We start from the raw sequence: 18,254 nt of genomic DNA on the forward strand, positions 1-18,254 counted from the left end.
TTATAACCGACGGGGGCGGACGTAGTGGGCTTCTGGAAGACCGTTGTCGGCCTGGCCCGGAGAAGGTTCGTCGGGCCTCCGGTCGCGCTGGCGGCGATCCTGCTGGCCCTGGCCGGCTGGTTCCTGGTCCCCACCCGTTATGTGTCGACCGCCTCCATGGTGCTCACCGTGCCCGCCACCGGCGGCACCCTCGAAACCCTGCCCGAGTCCAAGCCGGGGCTGACCAACCCGCTGCTCCAGTTCAACGACGCGCTCCGGACCACCGCCGGCATCCTCATCCTCGCCACCAACAGGCCCGACGTCGCGGCCGAACTCGGCGCCCCCGAGGACGGCCCCACCTCGGTCACCATCAACGACGGGCGCACCAACCCCGACCTGCTGGGCATCAGCACCAACGGGCCGTTCGTCTACGTCGAGGTGGAAAGCACCTCGCCGCAGGTGGTCAGAGAGGTCATGGCCCGCGCCCAGCAGCGCGTCAGGCTGGAGCTGGCCGAGCGGCAGGTGGCCCTGGAAGCGCCCATCAGCACCCACATCGGCGTCCTCGACGTGATGCCCGCCTCCGTGCCCAAGCCCCTCATGCAGAACCGCCTCGTGGCCGCCGCCGGAGGCGCCTTCGCCGCCGTCACGATCGGTCTTGGCGCGGCGTACGTGATCATTCACCTCCGCCGTAGGGAAGTCCCGGAATCAGCCACGACCGAGAGCCCCGCGGAGGCCTCCACCGTAGATCCTGCCGTCGAGGACGACACGCCACACCGGAACGGCGCCCACCCCGAGCTGCCCGAGCTCCCGTCCTTCCCGCTGACCGTGGCGGAACTGGAGTCGGACTCGCCCGAAAGCGAGACCGGCACCGAGGACAGGGCCGTCGAGGACACCGGGCCGATCGAGGTGACCCGGGACGGTCAGCCGGACTCCACCACCTGAGCGCACCGCCGGATCGCCGCCAGCCTGGACTCCATCGGCGTGTCCGACTTGGCCGACAGCATCATCCCCACCGCCTCCGGGCCCAGCCGGTCAGCGAAGGCCACCGCCGTCTCCACGTCCCACGGCTCGTGGTGATAGCTCAGATGACAGATCGTGGTGTTCACCGGCGGATCCGCCTTCAGCACCTCGTCCACGAACACCCCGTACAGGATGAACTCGGAGATGTGCAGCTGTGAGTTGAAGGCGTCCATCCAGTCCCGCCCCGTCACCTCGGTGATGCGCCGCTGCATCGCCCGGACGATCTTGGGATCCCAGAACGTCAGCGCGGTCACGTAGTCGGGCAGCGGAGGGGGCGGGGGCGGTGGCAGCCCGAGCAGCTCACGCGCCACCCGGTGCCAGATGACGTGCCGCTCCATCGAGGCGGTGACGCCGTTCTCCACCCGGTACAGGCACATCCGCCCGTCCCGGGTGAACGAGGCCGCGTCGGTCGGCCGTACCAGCACCGCGTCGGAGTCGACGATCAGCATGGCGTCCGCGTCGATCCGCCCGGCGGCGGCGATCTTGACGGTCTGCTGCATGACCCAGCCGCGCAGCGGCGGCCACGGCCGCCGATAGTTCACGTACACGTCCGTACCGGGCATCCGCAGGTAGCGGCGGGGCAGCAGCTCGGAGCGGACCCACACGTGGCAGCGCGGCCCCTGGTACGGAGCGAACAGCTCCCGGTCGCCGGGCGGCACGAACACGTGGTGGATGGTGTCCTCGGAGGTGTACTCCAGCACCGACCGGTGCAGCAGCTCGAACAGCTCGGCGTCTTGGGCGTAGGACGGCGTGATGACCGCCAGCTTGCTCACGAGAGACTCCCATCGAGTCCGGTGACCTGGGCGCAACGCAGGATGGCGGCCAGCCGCGCCGCCACGGGGGTCCGCGACTTGGCGGAGATCATCATGCCGATCGCCCCGGGCCCCAGCCGGTCGGCGAAGGCCACGGCGCCGGCGTGGTCGAGCGGGGCGCGGTCCCAGCGGCTGTGGCAGAGCGCCGTGTCGACCGGCGGATCCGCCTTCAGCACCTCGTCCACGAAGACCCCGTACACGATGAACTCCGACACCCGCAGGTGAGCCGTGAAGGCGTCCAGCCAGTCGCGGCCGGTGGTCTCGGCGATCCGCTCGATCATGGCGCGCACCACGGCCGGGTCCCAGCAGACCAGCGAACTGACATAGTCGGGCAGCGGCGGGACGGCGGTGGCGGGCAGGCCGAGCAGTTCACGGGCGACGCGATGCCAGGTCACGTGCTCGGGCATGCCGTCGTGCACGGCGCCGTCGGCCCGGTGCAGCACGACCCGGCCGTCCCGGACGAGGTGCCCGGGCCGGGCGTCCCGGACCAGCACCACATCGGAGTCGGCCACCAGCACCACCCGCGCGTCGAGCCGGGCGGTGACGGCGACCTTGGCCGCCTGCTGGACGACCCAGCCCCGCAGCGGCGGCCAGGGCCGCGCCGGGTCGATCCAGAGCGCGGTGCCGGGCAGGTGAGTGAGCCGGCGGGGAAGAATCTCCGGGTACGTCCACACCCGGCAGCGCGGCCCCGCGTAACCGGCGAACAGCTCACGGTCGGAGGCGGGCACCACCACGTGGTGGACGGTGTCGCCGGGGGTGTGCTCCAGTACCGAGCGGTGCAGATGGGCGAAGAGGTCGGCGTCAGGCCGGTAGGTGGGCGTGACGACGGCCAATTCGCTCATGAAGACCCTCTCCAGTCCCCCGTGAAACGCCTCTTATCCATATCGCGGGGGTTTGTACGGTGTTACAGGGGCTTCTGTGAGGCTCCATCCCGTACGCCCGACATCTCCGCCACTTTGGCTACATATCTGCTCAACGCCATGTTGCTCCTGCCAACTCCGCCGCCACGAGACTGCCGTCGGCTACACGCCGGGTCACTTCTTCCCATTCCCGGATGACTCGCGGCTTTCCTTCGGGGATGTCTGGCCAATCCGTGCGGGTGACGGATCTGCCCGAGTAGAGGGGTTCCCAGGTGATGGCGTGGAAAGGGGTGATCTCCGGGGCCAGGGCCTTGAGGAAGTGGACGGTTCGGCGGTGGTACCACTTGCACACGGCTGTGATGGTGAGCCCCGATTGACGCGCTTCTCGTAGGAAAGGCAGGGCGTATTCGACGTTCTGCCAGGTGTTCGCGGAACGGGCCTCGACGCGGATGGCCTCGTCCGGGACGTCGCGTTCGAGCAGCAGGCGGTGGAAGGTCTCCCCTTCGACGATGCCGTCGTGGCGGTTGACCCCTCCGGTGCAGATGATCAGTGGCGCCAATCCCTTGTGGTACCGCTCGGCTGCGATCTCGATCGGCTGGATCTGGTTGGTGCCGAAGAGGAAGTGTGCCGTGGGGTGGCCGGCGGGTGGTGGTGCCTCGACGTCTACGAAGGCGGTGATGGCAGCGACCTGTTCGGGGCTGATGTCGTCGGTCATCGCGATCCTCAACTCTGAAGGGGTGACCGCCTGTCGGGAGCGTGTATGTACCCGTGTGTGCACCGGAGAAATCAGGACACGCAGAGGGGCCCGCTCGGTAGGCAGGCCCCATGCCGGCTTGTCGACTAGAAGTTGAACTCTCCCTTGGAGACGCCGTCCTTGAATGCGTCCCATTCCGAGGCCGTGAACACTAGGACAGGTCCGCTGGGGTTCTTGCTGTCTCGGATGGCGACACGGCCTTGGCTGAGCGGGGCGACTTCCACGCAGTCACCTCCGGTTCCGCCGCTGGCGGTGGCCTTTCGCCATGCTGCAGTGGCCAACTCGTTTTCCGTCATTTTTCCTCCATGGCCCTCTGGATGATTTTCATGGTTTCGTAGGTCGGCTGAGCCAGGCCGGAGAGCAGTTCCCATCGTTGATTCAGCTTGTGCACCATCTCGGCCTGGTGGATGACTTCTCCAGTCTCGGCGTTCTCCAGGAACACCGCGCTGGTGTCGTCGTCGGATGCCAGGACGAACGGACCGACCAGCCCCGCCGTGCTGCGTGCCGACAAGGGGACCACCCGTACCGTCACGTACGGGCGGGCCATCATGTCGAGGAGATGGCGGAGCTGCTCGGCCATGACTTCAGGGCCGCCGATGTGGCGAAGGAGAACACTCTCGTCCAGGATCACGGAGAGGCTCGGCGGGCAGGTCTGGGACAGGATGGCTTGACGTTGGAGGCGGGCTTTGAGGGCTTTCTCCACCTCGCCGGACGTGGCTCCGGGTTCACCTTCGAAGATGGCACGGGCGTAGTCCGCTGTCTGGAGAAGGCCGGGGATCAATGCCAGTTGGTAGATGCGGATGCTTCTGGCTGCGGCTTCGATGGCGGGCCATTTGCGGAACCACACCGGGTTGACATCCCGGATGGCCGGCAGCAGCTCAAGCAACTCGCCATTTAACCCGAATGTCCTCTCCAGCCCTCGGGTAAAGGACTCGGTCGGTGGTCTGGTGCCTCGCTCTACAGCTCCCACAAGGCTTTCGCTGCATGGGATCAGAGGGGCGAGGCGTGCGTGAGTGAGCCCGCTTGCCGTCCGATACTGGCGCATCCGCCGCCGGTATTCCTTATTTGCGGATTCGGCGACGGTGTAGCCCTCTTTCGGCATATCGCACCTTCCAGAATGGCCCTACCTCCGTACGTACGAGCCAACCACATGTTGTGCAAGTTTTGGAGGGACATTCAGGGCTGCTTTGAGGAGGTGGCGAGCCATGATGAAGCCCGTAACCGCACAAACACGCACCTCGATGTATGCCGGAGGTGATCATGAAAGCGGCTGTGACAGATTTCCCATACGCAGGAAACATGGTGTGGGTGATCAGTGAGGTGGACGAAGGCGCTCTGCTGCCCGCGATGGCCCGTCGTGAGCTTCGTGAGTGGATGGGCAAGCATCCCGCCCTGGAGGATCTTCAGCTCATCGCGTCGGAGTTGGTCACGAACGCGGTGACTCATGGCGGTGCCCACTGGGTCAGGATGAGTCTGCGGCCGGAGGAGGAGCGCGGCAAGTGCTACTGGCGGTTGATCGTGGTGGATCCCGGCCGCTCCAAGTCCGGACCTCTGCCACGTATGCCTCTTCTCTACGAGCAGAGGGGCAGGGGCCTATGGGTCGTTGACGAACTCACGCTCGGTTGCTGGGGGACCGAAACCACGCCCGCGGGTGAATGCGTCGTGTGGGCTCGACTGCCTCGCTGACGGCGAGAACGACACCTGCCCGTATCTTCTGATCTGTAACGCTCCACCCCGGTATGCCCGACATTTAGAGGGCGGCACCTGTGTGGGAGGGCGCGTGGATTTCTGGGGGAGCATCCTCGTCCTGATCAGGCGCTGGTACGTCGCCTTGCCGGCTTTTCTGCTGGCTCTCGGGGGTGCCTTCTATGCGTACACCACCATTCCGCTCACCTACAGCACCACCGCTGTGCTCGTGCTGACCGCGCCGACCAGCGGTGGGGTGCAGCCGCCCGATCCCGATCAGCCCGTCGCCCAGGTGAATCCGCTGTTGAACTTCGATCATGGGCTGGATGTGGCCGCTTCGATGCTGATCAGCGTGATGAGTACGCCGGACATGGTGGCCGATATGGGGACGGCCGAGGGGGACACCGGGTACAAGGTGACGAACGGGACGAACAACCTGGAGTCGCTGGCTACCGGGCCGCTGGTGTTCATCGAGGGGGAGAGCCGTACGCCGGAGGAGTCCGCGGCCATCGTCCGGCAGGTGATCGAGCGGGTCAGGCAGGAGCTCGACGTGCGGCAGCGGCAGGTGCACGCGCCGCCGCAGACGTACATCACGATCAGTGAGGCGGTGCCGCCGACCACGCCGGCTCCGCAGACGGGCAGGAAGCTCCGTTCGTCGGCGGCGGCTCTGGGGCTCGGGGTGATCGCCGCTCTGACGGCTGCCTTCGCTGCGGAGAGTCTGGCGGGTCCGCTTCGGCGCCGTCGTTCCGTACCGTCCGAAAAGAGGGAGCTGGTCGGCGCCGATGGGGCCGGGGCATGACGGTAGACGGGTCCCCGCCGGGGCGGGCCGATGGGGCGACTGTCGCGGCGGTGTTCGCTGTTGTGCTGCTGGTCGTGCCCGCGCGGCTGGTGCTGAAGTATCTGCCGCTGTCGCTGACGCCCGCGAACGTGGTCAGCCTGGGCGCCGCGCTGCTGTGGCTGTGCGCGCAGCTCACGCTCGCGCTCGGTGCGGCGAAGGGGCGCAATCCGGTACGGACGGCGCTGTTCGCTTATTTCACCGCGATGCTCGCCACGTACGGGTTCGCCACGGCCGGTCCGATGGAGTCGGACGAGCTCAACCTGGCCGACCACTCGTTCGTGCTGGTGGTGGCGATCGTCGGGCTGGCGCTGACCGTCTGTGACGGGGTGCGCGGGCTGCGGCGGCTGGACTTCGTGCTCAAGGCGCTCGTCGTGGCCGGCGCGGTGATCGCGGTGGTGGGCGCGCTGCAGTTCCTGTTCTCCGTCGATCTGACCCGGTTCATGGAGCTGCCGATCCTGCGCTACACGAACGAGGGCGACGCGTTCGTGCTGGAGCGGGCCGATCTGCGGCGGGTGGCCGCCACCACGGGGCATCCGATCGAGTTCGGCGTCACCTGCGCGATGCTGCTGCCGATCGCCGTGCATTACGGGGTGCGGGCGCGGGAGCTGGGGGAGCCGTCGCTGCGCTGGTGGCTGTGCACGCTGCTGATCGGGTGCGGGCTGATGTTCTCGGTGTCGCGTTCGGCGATGCTGAGCCTGGCCGTGGTGGGCGCGGTGCTGTTCGCGGGCTGGCCGAACCGGCGGCGGTTCCAGGCGCTGCTGGCGGCGGCCGGGTTCCTGGTCGCGGTCCGCATCGCCGTGCCGGGGCTGCTGGGCACGTTCGTCGGCCTGTTCACGAACCTCGGCAACGACGAGAGCATCCAGTACCGCACCCACGACTACGCGGTGGCCGCCCAGCAGATCAGCCGCCACTTCTGGCTGGGCCGCGGCCTCGGGACCTGGTACGCGCCCAAGCACCAGATCTTCGACAACCAGTACATCCTGTCGATGGTGGAGACCGGGCTGATCGGCACGGTGGCGTTCGCCGCGCTGTTCCTGGTGGCGGGTTACGCGGCGCTGCGGTCGCGGTTCCTCAGCGCCGATCCCGTCACCCGTGATCTCGGGCTCACCATCGCGGCCTGCCTGGTGGTGCCGCTGGTGGGGTCGTTCACGTTCGACCTGCTGTCGTTCCACACGGTGACGGGGATCTCGTTCCTCCTGGTGGGGGCGGCGGGCGCGCTGCTGCGTGCGGTGGGCGACGATCAGCTCGCGCCGTCGCAGGCGAGCGGGCCGACGATCGAGGTGACCCGATAGTTCTCGTCGATGGTGACCAGTTCGTTCCCGGCCCAGTCGGTACGGCCGCACTCGGAGTCGACCGGGCCGTACACCCACGACTGGTCGACCAGCTTGTTGCCGCGCACGACTTGCTTGCCGCGCGCGTTGCGCACCTGGATGCTGAACGTGCCGCCCATCACCAGGTTGTCGGTGACCACAACGTCCTCCGACTTCTCGTCCACCAGGAAGATCGGCGCGGTGATGTGCTTGGCCTCGCGTTGGTCGACCGTGTTGTGGTGGAAGGTCAGGCCCTTGCCGCCGTTGTAGGCCTGGATGCCGTCGGAGTGGTCGCCGGGGTTCGAGCAGAGTTTGATGTACGAGTCGCGGATGTCGACGTCGTCACCGGAGACACGGAAGCCGTCGCTGTGGCCGTGCACGAGCACGCGGGTGGCCTTGTACTTGTCGTGGCCCACCCCGGGCAGCGGGCCGCACGTGTCGGCGGTGCCCACGGTGGTGTCCGTGATGGTGAACCGGAACGAACGGTCGCCGTCGGCGTTGGTGACGTGGCCGTCGATGACGCTGTTCCTGATCGTGACGTCGTCGGCGTGGATGACCAGTGGGCCGCGGATGTGCACGCCGTCGAGCACCGTCCCCGGCGTGTCCACCTTGTACGCGACGTTGTCGATGTTGAGGGTGAGCTCGGTCAGCCGGAGGCCCTTGGGCGCGCCCGTACAGGCCGGAGTGGGATGGTCGGGGCAGGCGCTGCCGTCGGGCCTGACGATCGACGGCGACGGGCTGGGCGGCGGCGGTGGCGCGACCGTCGGGCGCGGCTCCGCCTGGCAGGCGGCGAGCGCGACCACCATCGAGACGGCCCCGGCGACCTTCGCGAGCCGGATCGGCGTGCGGGTGGGTTCGGCACGTACAGGTGGTACCGCTCCGGCGGGCTGGTTGTTTCCCGGGCGCACAGGCATCACCTCTCAGTGGCCGAGCCGGCGGGCCAGGTCGGCCCAGGAGCCCGCGCGCAGGTCGCGGTCGCTCACCTCGGTGACCGGCAGGGGCCACGCTATCTTGAGGTCCGGGTCGTCGTAGCGGACCGCGAGATCTTCGGCGGGATCGTGCTCGCGGTCGATGCGGTAGCAGGTGTCGGCGTGGTCCGTGAGCGCCTGGAAGCCGTGCAGCAGCCCCGGCGGCACGTACAGGACGGTGAAGTCCTCGTCGTCCAGCCGCACCTCCATGACCCGCCCGAACGTCGGCGAGCCGGGCCGGGCGTCCACCAGCACGTCGTGGATCGCGCCCCGGGCGCAGCGGACCAGCTTGGCCTCGCCCCGCCCGCCGCGCCCGTGCAGGCCCCTGATGGTGCCGCGGACCGACCTCGACTGGCTGTCCTGGACGAACGTCTCCGGTTTCAGCCCCGCCTCGGCGGCGACGGCGGCGTCGAACGTCCGGGTGAACAGCCCGCGCCGGTCCCGATGCGGCGCCGGCCGGAACAGCAGCACTCCGTCGAGGTCGCCCGGTTCCACTCTCATGCTGTCTCCTTCAGGCGATATATCCGAAAGGCGGGGTGATGAAGCCGACGGTCAGCGTGGTGATCCCGGCCCACGACGAGGCGGGCGTGATCGGGGCGAACCTCGACGCGCTGCTGGCCGGGACGGAACCCGGGGAGTTCGACGTGATCGTGGTGGCCAACGCCTGCACGGACGGCACGGCGGCGGTCGCGGCCCGGGAGGGGGTGCGGGTGCTGGAGACGCCTCAGCCGGGCAAGGCCGGGGCGCTGCGGCTGGGCGACGCCGCCTGCCGGGTCTTCCCGCGCGTCTATCTGGACGCCGACGTGCGGCTGGACGCGGCGTCGGTGCGCGCGCTGGCCGACGCGGCGTCCCGGCCGGGGGTGCTGGCCTGCGCGCCGGTGCCCGAGTGGGACCTGGCGGGGGTCGGCCGGTTCGTCCGGCGGGTGCACCGGGTGCACGACCGGCTGATCGCGCCGTCCCGGGCGCTGGCCGGGGTGGGGGTGTACGTGCTGGGCGAGGAGGGGCACCGGAGGGTGTTCCCGCTGCCCGACGTGATCTCCGACGACGGCTACACGGACGGGTCCTTCACCGGTGATGAGCGGGTGGTGGTGACGGAGGCCAGGTCGGTGGTCCGGCCCGCGCGCACGGTCCGCGCCCACCTGGCCCGGCGGGTGCGGGTGCGGCAGGGCAACCGGCAGCTCGCCCGGCTCGGCAGACCGGCCCGTTCGCTGCGCGCCGGGGCGCTGCGCGACCTCCTCGCCGCCCGCGAGGTGAGCGTCCTCGACGTCGCCTGCTACCTGACGGTCCTCGCCGCCGACCGCGCTCTCACCTGGACGAGAGGGAACAGGACAGACTGGGGTACGGACGCGAGCACCCGCCAGAGCAGACCCTGACGTGAACGTCACCGGGTGTCCAGGGCGGCTTCGTACGCCGCGAGGAGAGCTTTCTTGGACTCGGTCCACGACAGGGGCCCCGCCACCCGTTCCTTGCCGATCTCGCCCATGCGCAGCCGTTCGGCGGGGTCGTCCAGCAGGCGGGCGATGAGCTTGGCGAACTCCGACTCGTCGTTGGCGGGCGCGTACAGGGCCGCCTCGCCCGCCGACACCCGGGCCTCGCGCAGTTCGAAGGAGACGATCGGCCGCCCCATCGCCATGTACTCCATGACCTTGTTCATGGTGGACACGTCGTTCAGCGGATTCAGCGGGTCCGGGGACAGACACACGTCCGCGGTCGACAGGTAGCGCATCAGGTCAGAGTCAGGGATCCGCCCGGTGAACTCGACGTTCTCGCCCAGCCCCAGCTCACGGGAGAGCGCCACCATGGCGTCGAAGGTGTCCCCGCCGCCGACGAAGACGGCGTGCCAGTCGGTGCGCCCGTGCTCGTCGCGGAGCCGGGCCAGGCTGCGCAGCGCGTAGTCGACCCCGTCCTGCGGCCCCATCACGCCGAGGTAGCACAGCAGGTGCGGCTTGCCGCGCCGGAGCGCGGGCTCGGCGGGCACCTCGTGGAACCGCTCGACGGCGGGCGCGCTGCGCACCACGAACACCTCGCCGGGCTTCTTGCCGCCGCGCGTGAGCGCCACCCGCCGGTAGCTCTCGTTGGTCGTGATCACCACGTGCGCGGCCCGGTACGTGCGGCGTTCCAGCAGGCACACGGCCCGGTACAGCAGGTCGCGCCCCCGCCCGAAGCGCGACAGGTACAGCTCGGGCACCAGGTCGTGCTGGTCGAACACGAACCGGGCACCCCGTAAGACCCTCGCCACCAGGAAGAACAGGTCGGGCGGGTTGCAGGCGTGCACCACGTCGAAGCGCCCGAGCCGGCGGGCGATGCGGAAGGTGTGCCAGAGCGCCGACCCGTACTCGCGCAGGTAGCCGGCCGGTCCGCCGGTGGCGGCGCGGAGCGGGTAGCGGTGGATGCGCACCCCGTCGATGACCGCTTCGGCCTCGCGGTCCTGGGTGGCGCCCATCGGGCAGATGACGTGCACCTCCCACCCGGCCTCGCGCAGCGCGACGCTCTCCTGCCAGACGCGCCGGTCGAGCGGGACGGAGAGGTTCTCGACGAGGATGAGCGCTCTACCAGCCAATGCCCACGTAGTCCCTTCTGTCCCGGAGCGCCGCGGCCTCCGGTACCCGTACGAGGTCGATCACCTTGCCGCGGAAGCCGTCGAGTTCTTTGAGCACGGCCGGGTCGGTGCTGCCGATCACGCACACCTCGGCGTGGTCCAGCACTTCGGCCACCGTGTCGGCGAGCAGTTCGCCCAGGTGCGGCAGTCGTTCGGCGATGTATTCGCGGTTGGCCCCCATCAGCCGGGACATCGACACGTTGGCGTCGTGGATGCGCAGGTCGTACCCCTTGCCGAGGAGCCGTTCGGCCAGCTCGACCAGCGGGCTCTCGCGCAGGTCGTCGGTGCCGGGCTTGAACGACAGCCCGAGCAGCCCGACCTTGCGCAGCCCCGGGGCGGTGATCAGGTCGAAGGCCCGCCGCAGGTGCGCCTCGTTGGCGGGCAGCACGTGTGACAGCAGCGGCACCGCGACGTCGGCCTTGCGCGCCGCGTACACCAGGCCGCGCAGGTCCTTGGGCAGGCAGGAGCCGCCGAACGCGAACCCGGGCCGGAGGTAGGCGGGGCTGATGTTGAGCTTCCTGTCGGCCAGGAACACGTCCATGACCTGGTACGAGTCGACGCCGAGGGCTTGGCAGACCGCGCCCAGCTCGTTGGCGAAGCCGATCTTGAGGGCATGGAAGGCGTTGTCCGCATATTTCGTCATCTCGGCCACCGGGATCGGCACCCGGAACACCTCGCCCGGCAGCCCCGCGTACAGCCCCGCCACCACGTCCCCGCTGGCCGGATCCGACTCTCCTATCACCGTCTTCGGCGGCGCGAAGAAGTCGCGCACGCTCGTCCCCTCGCGCAGGAACTCCGGGTTGACCGCCACCCCGAAGTCCGCGCCCGCCCGCAGCCCGGAGGCCAGCTCCAGGATCGGGATCAGCAGCTCGGTGCAGGTGCCCGGCAGCATGGTGCTGCGGAAGACCACGACGTGCCCGGGGCGCAGCGCCCGCCCGATCTGCTCGGCGACCCGCTCCAGGAAGGTGGTGGACAGGCTGCCGTTCGGCGCGGACGGGGTGCCGACGCAGACGAGCGAGAGCTCGCTGGACTCAACCGCCGCGGCGGCGTCCGTGGTGGCGCGTAATCGGCCGTCCCGGACGCCCTGTCCGACCAGCTCGCCGATGCGTTCCTCGACGATCGGCGCGTGGCCGCCGTTGACCAGCTCGACCTTGGCCGGGTTGACGTCCACGCCCACGACCTCGTGTCCCATCGAGGCCAGGCACGCCGCCGAGACGCACCCCACGTAACCGAGCCCGAAGACGCTGATCCGCATGGCTTCCCCCGCCTGAAGAGCGTGCTGGACCGTGCAGAGGACGTTCGCGATCTTCCCCGCCTCCACCGATATGTCGGGGATGTCTGTTGGAACGTTACGGATGTGTCCGGGTCCGGACAGATCTCACCATCGTCCGTGCCCGGTGCATCGCCAGCGCCACCGCCCGCCGCACCGGATTCCGCGTCACCACGCCCTGGCACACCCAGGTCTCGCCGGTCTTGGCCCGCCGCTTGTACTCGTCCTCGCCCCTGCCGAGGTCGATCCGGTCCACCCCGAGCGAGGGCGCGGCGGCGACCAGCTCACGCAGCAGCATCCACCCGGGTGACAGCCGGGCGAACTCCGGGTCGTACACCGGGAACCACCAGTGCAGCACCCGCCCCGCACGGAGCCCGAAGTGCGCGGCCATCAGCCGCGGCCCGGCGTGCAGCGTCGACAGCACCCCGCCGAACGACCCGTCGCGGACACCCAGCAGCCCCTCCACCAGCCGCACCCGGTCCGGCTCGGCGAAGTGGTCGGCCGCGCCGGTCGCCACGTACTGCGCCCGCTTGAGCGCGATCACCAGCGCGAGCGCGTCCCGGTCCCGCGAGTCGGCCTCGAACTTCACCGTGCCGTGCTCGCGCTCGGCCTTCGCGGCCCGGCGGCGCGCCTGGTTCATGTTGTCCTTGCCGCTGCGCGAGGCCCGCCCCAGGTAGCCGGGCAGCCCGCCGCTGACGTCCAGGTACGGCGACGGCCTGCGGCCCAGCACCCACGGCCCGAACCCAGGGGCCTCCGCCACGAGATGGTCGAACTCGTACGCCGCGGTCCCCCGGGAGAGCAGCCCGAGCGGCCGGAACGGCGTCCCCGCGGCGAGCACCGGGCCCTGGAAGTCCGCGCCCGGCCAGCCGGCCGGCCGCAGCACCCGCCCGTCGCGGTGGTACGGGACCAGCGCGTCGATCCCGCCGTCGCCCGCGCTCACGGCGACGTGTACGGGCCGCCCGCTCGCGTGCACGGCCGCGGCGAAACCCGGATGGAAGTACGGGCTGTCCAGGGCGGGATTGGCGGCCCGCAGCGCATGCCAGGCGTCCAGTTCCTCCGCCGAGAGCGCGTCGAACGGCACGGCCCGCAGGGCCGGGGCGCGGCGGCTCATTGCGGCAGCGCCGTCATCCGGCGCGACGGCCGCAGCAGGGCCTCGACCGAGGCGCGCGAGGTGCGCCGGCCCGCCAGCGCGCGCACGGCCTCGCCGCCCAGCACCGCCAGGTAGTAGGCCAGCCCGGCCAGCGGCCCGTGCCGCCGCCGGTACAGCCGCACCTTGTTGACCACCAGCAGGGCGGCCAGCGCCGGGTTCACCCCCGAGTCGCCGCCGATGTGCTCGATCACCGACGCGGGCTCGTACCAGGTGGCCCAGCCCAGGTCGGCGGCGCGCAGGCAGAAGTCCGTCTCCTCGCTGTAGAGCAGGAACGACTCGTCCCACGGCCCCACCGCCCGGATCACCTCGGGCGAGATCAGCATGGCCGCCCCCGTCGCCCAGGCGAACGCCCCCGGCCGCGCGTAGGCGCGCGGATCCGTCACCAGCTCGCCGAGCCGGCCCATCCGGCCCGCCAGGCTGCCGCCGATCACCGCCTCCACCAGCGCCCTCCCCACGGTCGGCCGCCTGCGCAGCGACGGCTGGAGCGAGCCGTCCGGGTTGACCATGTACGGCACCGCGATGCCCCGGCCGGGCTCCCGCAGGCACGCCAGCAGCGGCTTGATTGCACCGGGCCGCAGCCGGCAGTCGGGGTTGAGCACGTACACGCCGTCGAGCCCGTCCAGGTCGAGCGCCGCGATCCCGGCGTTGACCGCCGCCGCGTAGCCCCCGTTCCGGCCGGTCCGCACCACCCTGACCGGCGGCCCGAAACCCTCGGCGACCGCCACCGAGTCGTCCTTGGAGGCGTTGTCGGCCACCACCACGTCCACCAGCTCCACGCCCTCGGCCCCGGCGGCGAGCGAGTCCAGGCAGCCGCCGAGCACGCCGGCGCTGTTGTAGGTGACGATCACCACGGCGACCCGGCCCATCAGATCCTCCCGAGGGGACCGTCGCTTTCAGGCGACGGGGGAATCGGGAGCGGGAGGGCCTCCAAGGCCCGAGCCCGCCCTGACCTGTCAGGTCCACGCATCGCAGATGTCCTTCCGCGTTTTTGTCGGTGCCAGCCGTTACCGTTGTGTTGTTGTTACTGAAAGTGATGGGGGTGGGGTGTGCGAAGGTCGTTCAAGTTTCTGCTGCGCCCCACCGTCAAGCAGGCGGCGGCGTTGGCGGCGTGCCTGGAAGACCACCGGCAGCTCTACAACGCCGCACTGGAACACCGCCGCACCGCCTATGCCAAGGCGGGCGTGAGCGTCGGCTACGGAGACCAGTCGGCCGAGCTGAAACACATCCGGGGCGATGACCCGGACGGGCAGGGCCGCTGGTCGTTCTCCTCCCAGCAGGCCACCCTGCGACGACTCGACAAGGCGTTCGGCGCGTTCTTCGCCCGCGTCAAGGCCGGGCGCACGCCGGGGTTCCCGCGTTTCAAGGGCCGGGGCTGGTTCGACACCGTCGAGTGGCCCAAGGACGGCGACGGCTGCCGGTGGGACTCCCAGCCCGAACACCGCTCGGCCACGTTCGTCCGGTTGCAGGGCGTCGGGCACGTCCGCGTCCACCAGCACCGGGCCGTGCGCGGCCGGGTGAAGACGATCGCCGTCAAGCGCGAGGGCTCCCGCTGGTACGTGGTCCTGTCGTGCGACGACGTGCCCGCTGACCTGCTGTCTGCGACGGGTGCGGTGGGCGGTATCGACATGGGCGTCGCCTCGCTCGTCACCACCTCCGACGGCGGCCAGGTGGCCAACCCGCGCCACTTCGCCGCCACCGCCGGCCGCCTCGCGGACGCGCAGCGCGACCTGGCCCGCAAGCGGCGCGGCTCGCGGCGGCGGCGCAAGGCGGTGGCCCGCGTCGCCATGCTGCACGCCAAAGTCCGCCGCCAGCGCCTCGACCACGCACACAAGGCCGCGCTCGCCCTGGTCCATGCCTACGACGTGATCGTGCACGAAGACCTGCGGATCACGAACATGACCCGCTCGGGATCCGGCACTGTCCAAGCACCCGGGCGCAACGTCGCCGCCAAGTCCGGCCTCAACCGGAGCATCCTGGACGCGGGTTGGGGGGTGTTCCTGACGATCCTGTCGCACAAGGCTGAAAGCGCCGGTCGCAAGCTGATCGCGGTGAACCCCGCCGGCACCTCCCGCACGTGCTCGCGTTGCGGGCACTGCGTTGCGGAGAACCGCGTCACCCAGGCCGCGTTCGCCTGTGCGGCGTGTGGGCATGCCGCGCACGCCGACGTGAACGCGGCGATCAACATCTTGAGGGCAGGGCTTGCCCTTCGCCAGGCTGCGCAAGCGGCCTAGCGAGAAGCCGCTCCCTTCAGGGGGTGGAGGAGTCACCAGCGCACCTGCTTGTAGAGGCGCATGGCCAGCTTGGCCGCCCGGCGGGGGAGCGACGGGCCGCCGTCGAGCACCCGCGTGATCCAGCCGCGGTCCAGGTCGTGGCGGAGGCTGGTGCGCGGCTGCAGCCAGGAGCCCGGCCTGGCCGGGCCGCCGTCGCTGGTGTACGCACGAGTCACGCCGATGCGCCTGAGCCGGCTCAGCACCCGCCGGTCGTACGAGCCGAACGGGATCGCCACCCGCGACACCGGCTCGCCCACGAGCTGCCCGAGCAGGTGATGCGCCGCCGACAGCTCCTCGGCCGCCTCCCGCGCGCCCAGCGTGCGCCAGTCGCGGTGCGCCCAGCCGTGCGAGCCGATGCGCATGCCCGCGTCCAGCAGCTCGCGCACCCCGTCGGAGTCCAGCCGCCCCGGCTCGCCGAGCATCCCGGCCAGCACGAAGAACTCGGCCTTCAGCCCCCGCTCGACCAGCCTCGGCAGCGCGATCTCCACGTCGGAGATGTTCCCGTCGTCGAACGTGAGCCGTACGTCCGGCCGGCCCGCCACGGCGTCCACCACCTGCTCGAACTGCGCGACGCTCACCCAGGTGTCTCCCTCACCTGGGTCCAGTTCGCGGGTGGTGGGGCCGATGCCGTGCACGGTCAAGTTGGTCACCGCACGCATCCCGCCCCCTGCGTCAGTCGTCAGGAGGGATATCGCCGTCCGAGATGCGGTGTTACAGGTGCTTTGCGTACCAGGCGACGGTGCGGCGCAGCCCTTCCTCCAGCTCCGTGGCCGGCCGCCAGCCCAGCACCCGCTCCGCCGGGCCCGGATCCGACCGCTGCGCCCGATCCAGCGGCCGGGCCGCCACCGCGCCGAACCTCGGCCGCCCCGGCCCGCCCACCACCCGGGCCAGCAGCTCCACGGTGTCGCGGATCGAGACCGGCTCGGCCGTGCCGACGTCCAGTACCTCACCCGCCGCCCCGCCCGCCCCGGCCAGCACGAACGCGTCCACCACGTCCTCCACGTACACCCAGGTCACCATCCGGGTGCCCGACGTCAGCTCCGGATCCCGGCCGCGCAGCAACTCCGTCGTCGCGTACGGAATCAGCCTGGACCTCTCCCGCTGCCCCGGCCCGTACACCATCGCCACCCGCAGCACCGACACCGGCACCTGCCAGAGCGCGTGGAACATCCGCGCGTAACCGGTGGCCGCCGCCTTGGCGGCGGCGTACGGCGAGCCGGGCGCGAGGCCGTCGCGCGGCTCCTCCACCGACCCGGCCAGCACCACACTCCGTACGGGGGTGCCGGTGACGGCGGTCAGCAGGTTGACCGCCGCGGTGAGGTTGGCCGCGAGCGTCGGCGCCACGGCATCCGGCTCCCGCACCCCGGTCACCTCGCTGGCCAGATGGAAGACCACCTCCGGGGCGGCCTCCGCCACCAGCTCCGTCGTCGCGGCCGGATCGCTCAGATCGGCGGCGTGCCAGCGCTCCCCGTGCTCGGAGACCCGCGGGCGGCGGCTCACCGCGTGCACCCGCGCCCCCAGCGTGGCCAGCCTCCTGACCAGGTGCGCGCCGATGAACCCGGTCGCGCCCGTGACCAGCGCCGGCGTGCCCTCCCACATGTGCGCCTCCTAGTCGTGCTGCTCCGGTTCGGGGATCGGCTCGCCGGTGTCGTCCCACACGTTCCCGCCGTCGCTCTCCAGCTCCGACCGGGTGCTGAGCAGGATCGGGCAGTCGTACGCGGACACCCGGCCGAACCGGTTGCCGGTGACGTGCTGGCCGCGCAGCGGGCGGCCGAGCGGCGTGTGGTCGATGTTCACCACGCACGCGCCGCCGTCCAGATAGTTGCCCACCACCCGCAGGTCGTCCGCCGACGACTGGACGGCGGCGTTGGGGTCGCGCGTGGTGGAGAGGTCGATCGTGTTGTGCTCCAGCGTCACGCCGGTCTGGTCGGCGAACGCCTGCACCCCGTCGTTGTGCGTCGGCCTGCCACCTTGATCCGGATCCTCGGGGAACCAGGTCAGATCGTGGATGTAGGAATCACGGACGACCGTCCCCGAATGCGCCTTGACCCCGTCGACCGTCCCGCTGAACTCCGACCGGAGAATCGTCGTGTGCGCCGCCCAGATCCCATCCACCGACGGCGACGGATGGGCCGCGCGGAACTCGGAATCCTCGATCACCGTGTCCCGGGCATGCTCGGTATCCACCAACGGCCGCACCCGGTCCGCTTTCCCCCCGAGAAACCGGCACTTCCTGAAGGTGACACCCCGCCCGGTAACCGTCACAAACCCCCGGAACTCCTTGCCCTCCACCACCTCCCCATCCACGGCGAACGTCCGATCCCCGTCGACCACCTCAAGCTCCGTCCCCTCCGGCACCCCCGTATTCCCCGCCCCCGGAAACCCCTTGATGGTCTCGACTTCCGTAGCTTTCGGGGTTGCGACCACCGGCCCTTCAGCAGGCCCGGAGGCCGCCACTAAAACCCCGACCACCACCAGCACGACGACGCCCACCGCGCCGACCCCCCACCACGCCTTCCCCACCCCGGCATCCTCACCCGACACCCACCCCCGGCGCCAGATCCCCCGGGCTGGCGGGTGGGGCTGGAAACGTCTGAGGCGCCGCCGGGATACCGGCGGCGCCTCAGTGAATTTCAGCGTGGATCAGCCGATGCGCCAGGTGTCGCCGCCCATCAGCAGCTCACCCAGATCACCCCGGCCCTTCTGCGCCACCGCCTCTTCCAACTGCTCGTTCATCA

The 18,254-nt window shown here is 70.4% G+C and carries 20 protein-coding genes; 6 read left to right on the plus strand and 14 right to left on the minus strand.

The annotated features are described in order from the left end of the window. Positions 1-24: 24 nt before the first annotated feature. A complete protein-coding gene (locus tag AB0J42_RS22850; RefSeq protein ID WP_364297501.1) occupies positions 25-921 on the plus strand; it encodes a hypothetical protein in 897 nt (298 codons plus the stop codon). On the opposite strand, the gene AB0J42_RS22855 is transcribed toward AB0J42_RS22850, so the two are convergent. The 5 genes from AB0J42_RS22855 to AB0J42_RS22875 form a co-directional block, all read right to left on the minus strand. Next, positions 900-1,772 carry a DUF6492 family protein gene (locus tag AB0J42_RS22855; RefSeq protein WP_364297503.1) on the minus strand — a complete coding sequence of 291 codons (873 nt, stop codon included), beginning with the start codon at positions 1,770-1,772 and terminating at the stop codon, positions 900-902. The two genes, AB0J42_RS22850 and AB0J42_RS22855, sit on opposite strands and share 22 nt — an antisense overlap. Next, complete coding sequence (locus tag AB0J42_RS22860) at positions 1,769-2,653, minus strand: DUF6492 family protein (RefSeq protein ID WP_364297505.1); 885 nt, start codon at positions 2,651-2,653, stop codon at positions 1,769-1,771. Before AB0J42_RS22860 ends, AB0J42_RS22855 begins: the two co-directional genes overlap by 4 nt. A 130-nt stretch (positions 2,654-2,783) precedes the next feature. Further along, a complete protein-coding gene (locus AB0J42_RS22865) occupies positions 2,784-3,386 on the minus strand; it encodes a YdcF family protein (RefSeq protein WP_364297507.1) in 603 nt (200 codons plus the stop codon). Positions 3,387-3,511: 125 nt separating this feature from the next. Continuing rightward, complete coding sequence (locus AB0J42_RS22870) at positions 3,512-3,721, minus strand: DUF397 domain-containing protein (RefSeq protein ID WP_364297509.1); 210 nt, start codon at positions 3,719-3,721, stop codon at positions 3,512-3,514. Further along, positions 3,718-4,527 carry a helix-turn-helix transcriptional regulator gene (locus tag AB0J42_RS22875; protein WP_364297511.1) on the minus strand — a complete coding sequence of 270 codons (810 nt, stop codon included), beginning with the start codon at positions 4,525-4,527 and terminating at the stop codon, positions 3,718-3,720. Before AB0J42_RS22875 ends, AB0J42_RS22870 begins: the two co-directional genes overlap by 4 nt. A gap of 143 nt (positions 4,528-4,670) precedes the next feature. On the opposite strand from AB0J42_RS22875, the gene AB0J42_RS22880 reads away from it, so the two are divergent. The 3 genes from AB0J42_RS22880 to AB0J42_RS22890 all read left to right on the plus strand — a co-directional run bounded on the left by AB0J42_RS22880 (position 4,671) and on the right by AB0J42_RS22890 (position 7,241). Further along, a complete protein-coding gene (locus AB0J42_RS22880) occupies positions 4,671-5,111 on the plus strand; it encodes an ATP-binding protein (RefSeq protein ID WP_364297513.1) in 441 nt (146 codons plus the stop codon). A 94-nt stretch (positions 5,112-5,205) separates the two neighbouring features. Further along, the gene (locus AB0J42_RS22885; RefSeq protein ID WP_364297515.1) at positions 5,206-5,910 is read left to right on the plus strand and encodes a hypothetical protein; all 705 of its coding nucleotides are present in this window, start codon (positions 5,206-5,208) and stop codon (positions 5,908-5,910) included. 50 nt (positions 5,911-5,960) lie between these two features. Further along, positions 5,961-7,241 carry an O-antigen ligase family protein gene (locus AB0J42_RS22890; RefSeq protein ID WP_364297517.1) on the plus strand — a complete coding sequence of 427 codons (1,281 nt, stop codon included), beginning with the start codon at positions 5,961-5,963 and terminating at the stop codon, positions 7,239-7,241. Here AB0J42_RS22890 and AB0J42_RS22895 read toward each other — a convergent pair. After that, positions 7,190-8,167, minus strand: a complete 978-nt coding sequence (locus AB0J42_RS22895; RefSeq protein WP_364297519.1) for a hypothetical protein — start codon at positions 8,165-8,167, stop codon at positions 7,190-7,192. The genes AB0J42_RS22890 and AB0J42_RS22895 overlap by 52 nt on opposite strands. Before the next feature lie 12 nt (positions 8,168-8,179). Continuing rightward, entirely contained in the window at positions 8,180-8,728 is a 549-nt protein-coding gene (locus tag AB0J42_RS22900) for a dTDP-4-dehydrorhamnose 3,5-epimerase family protein (RefSeq protein WP_364297521.1), read from the minus strand. A gap of 38 nt (positions 8,729-8,766) precedes the next feature. Here AB0J42_RS22900 and AB0J42_RS22905 point away from each other — a divergent pair, with 38 nt between their 5' ends. Continuing rightward, positions 8,767-9,600 (plus strand): glycosyltransferase, encoded by an 834-nt coding sequence (locus AB0J42_RS22905; RefSeq protein WP_364297523.1) that lies wholly within the window; start codon positions 8,767-8,769, stop codon positions 9,598-9,600. A gap of 8 nt (positions 9,601-9,608) precedes the next feature. Here AB0J42_RS22905 and AB0J42_RS22910 read toward each other — a convergent pair whose 3' ends face one another. From AB0J42_RS22910 to AB0J42_RS22925, 4 genes are all read right to left on the minus strand, one after another. After that, positions 9,609-10,787: a glycosyltransferase family 4 protein gene (locus AB0J42_RS22910; RefSeq protein ID WP_364297525.1), complete on the minus strand. Its 1,179-nt coding sequence runs from the start codon at positions 10,785-10,787 to the stop codon at positions 9,609-9,611. Beyond that, entirely contained in the window at positions 10,777-12,081 is a 1,305-nt protein-coding gene (locus AB0J42_RS22915; RefSeq protein ID WP_364297527.1) for a nucleotide sugar dehydrogenase, read from the minus strand. Before AB0J42_RS22915 ends, AB0J42_RS22910 begins: the two co-directional genes overlap by 11 nt. 94 nt (positions 12,082-12,175) lie before the next feature. Next, positions 12,176-13,207 (minus strand): GNAT family N-acetyltransferase, encoded by a 1,032-nt coding sequence (locus tag AB0J42_RS22920; protein ID WP_364297529.1) that lies wholly within the window; start codon positions 13,205-13,207, stop codon positions 12,176-12,178. Continuing rightward, positions 13,204-14,112, minus strand: a complete 909-nt coding sequence (locus AB0J42_RS22925) for a glycosyltransferase family 2 protein (RefSeq protein WP_364297531.1) — start codon at positions 14,110-14,112, stop codon at positions 13,204-13,206. Before AB0J42_RS22925 ends, AB0J42_RS22920 begins: the two co-directional genes overlap by 4 nt. Positions 14,113-14,292: 180 nt before the next feature. On the opposite strand from AB0J42_RS22925, the gene AB0J42_RS22930 reads away from it, so the two are divergent. Continuing rightward, the gene (locus tag AB0J42_RS22930; RefSeq protein WP_364297533.1) at positions 14,293-15,477 is read left to right on the plus strand and encodes a transposase; all 1,185 of its coding nucleotides are present in this window, start codon (positions 14,293-14,295) and stop codon (positions 15,475-15,477) included. 32 nt (positions 15,478-15,509) lie between these two features. Here AB0J42_RS22930 and AB0J42_RS22935 read toward each other — a convergent pair whose 3' ends face one another. From AB0J42_RS22935 to AB0J42_RS22945, 3 genes are read right to left on the minus strand one after another with little or no spacing between them, the layout of a single operon-like run. Continuing rightward, entirely contained in the window at positions 15,510-16,175 is a 666-nt protein-coding gene (locus AB0J42_RS22935; RefSeq protein WP_364297535.1) for a polysaccharide deacetylase family protein, read from the minus strand. Positions 16,176-16,227: 52 nt separating this feature from the next. Then, the gene (locus tag AB0J42_RS22940) at positions 16,228-17,115 is read right to left on the minus strand and encodes an SDR family NAD(P)-dependent oxidoreductase (protein ID WP_364297537.1); all 888 of its coding nucleotides are present in this window, start codon (positions 17,113-17,115) and stop codon (positions 16,228-16,230) included. Between the two features lie 9 nt (positions 17,116-17,124). Continuing rightward, entirely contained in the window at positions 17,125-18,039 is a 915-nt protein-coding gene (locus AB0J42_RS22945) for a hypothetical protein (RefSeq protein WP_364297539.1), read from the minus strand. Positions 18,040-18,254 lie beyond the last annotated feature (215 nt).

Origin of the sequence: Nonomuraea sp. NPDC049649, assembly GCF_040675175.1 — a bacterium.
Taxonomy (GTDB): Bacteria; Actinomycetota; Actinomycetes; order Streptosporangiales; family Streptosporangiaceae; genus Nonomuraea.

Coding starts and splice junctions, on each gene's coding strand:
- AB0J42_RS22920 (WP_364297529.1), bottom strand. CDS start 13,207: ATGAGCCGCCGCGCCCCGGCCCTGCGGGCCGTGCCGTTCGACGCGCTC.
- AB0J42_RS22935 (WP_364297535.1), bottom strand. CDS start 16,175: ATGCGTGCGGTGACCAACTTGACCGTGCACGGCATCGGCCCCACCACC.
- AB0J42_RS22870 (WP_364297509.1), bottom strand. CDS start 3,721: ATGACGGAAAACGAGTTGGCCACTGCAGCATGGCGAAAGGCCACCGCC.
- AB0J42_RS22900 (WP_364297521.1), bottom strand. CDS start 8,728: ATGAGAGTGGAACCGGGCGACCTCGACGGAGTGCTGCTGTTCCGGCCG.
- AB0J42_RS22940 (WP_364297537.1), bottom strand. CDS start 17,115: ATGTGGGAGGGCACGCCGGCGCTGGTCACGGGCGCGACCGGGTTCATC.
- AB0J42_RS22875 (WP_364297511.1), bottom strand. CDS start 4,527: ATGCCGAAAGAGGGCTACACCGTCGCCGAATCCGCAAATAAGGAATAC.
- AB0J42_RS22860 (WP_364297505.1), bottom strand. CDS start 2,653: ATGAGCGAATTGGCCGTCGTCACGCCCACCTACCGGCCTGACGCCGAC.
- AB0J42_RS22915 (WP_364297527.1), bottom strand. CDS start 12,081: ATGCGGATCAGCGTCTTCGGGCTCGGTTACGTGGGGTGCGTCTCGGCG.
- AB0J42_RS22880 (WP_364297513.1), top strand. CDS start 4,671: ATGCCGGAGGTGATCATGAAAGCGGCTGTGACAGATTTCCCATACGCA.
- AB0J42_RS22925 (WP_364297531.1), bottom strand. CDS start 14,112: ATGGGCCGGGTCGCCGTGGTGATCGTCACCTACAACAGCGCCGGCGTG.
- AB0J42_RS22865 (WP_364297507.1), bottom strand. CDS start 3,386: ATGACCGACGACATCAGCCCCGAACAGGTCGCTGCCATCACCGCCTTC.
- AB0J42_RS22905 (WP_364297523.1), top strand. CDS start 8,767: ATGAAGCCGACGGTCAGCGTGGTGATCCCGGCCCACGACGAGGCGGGC.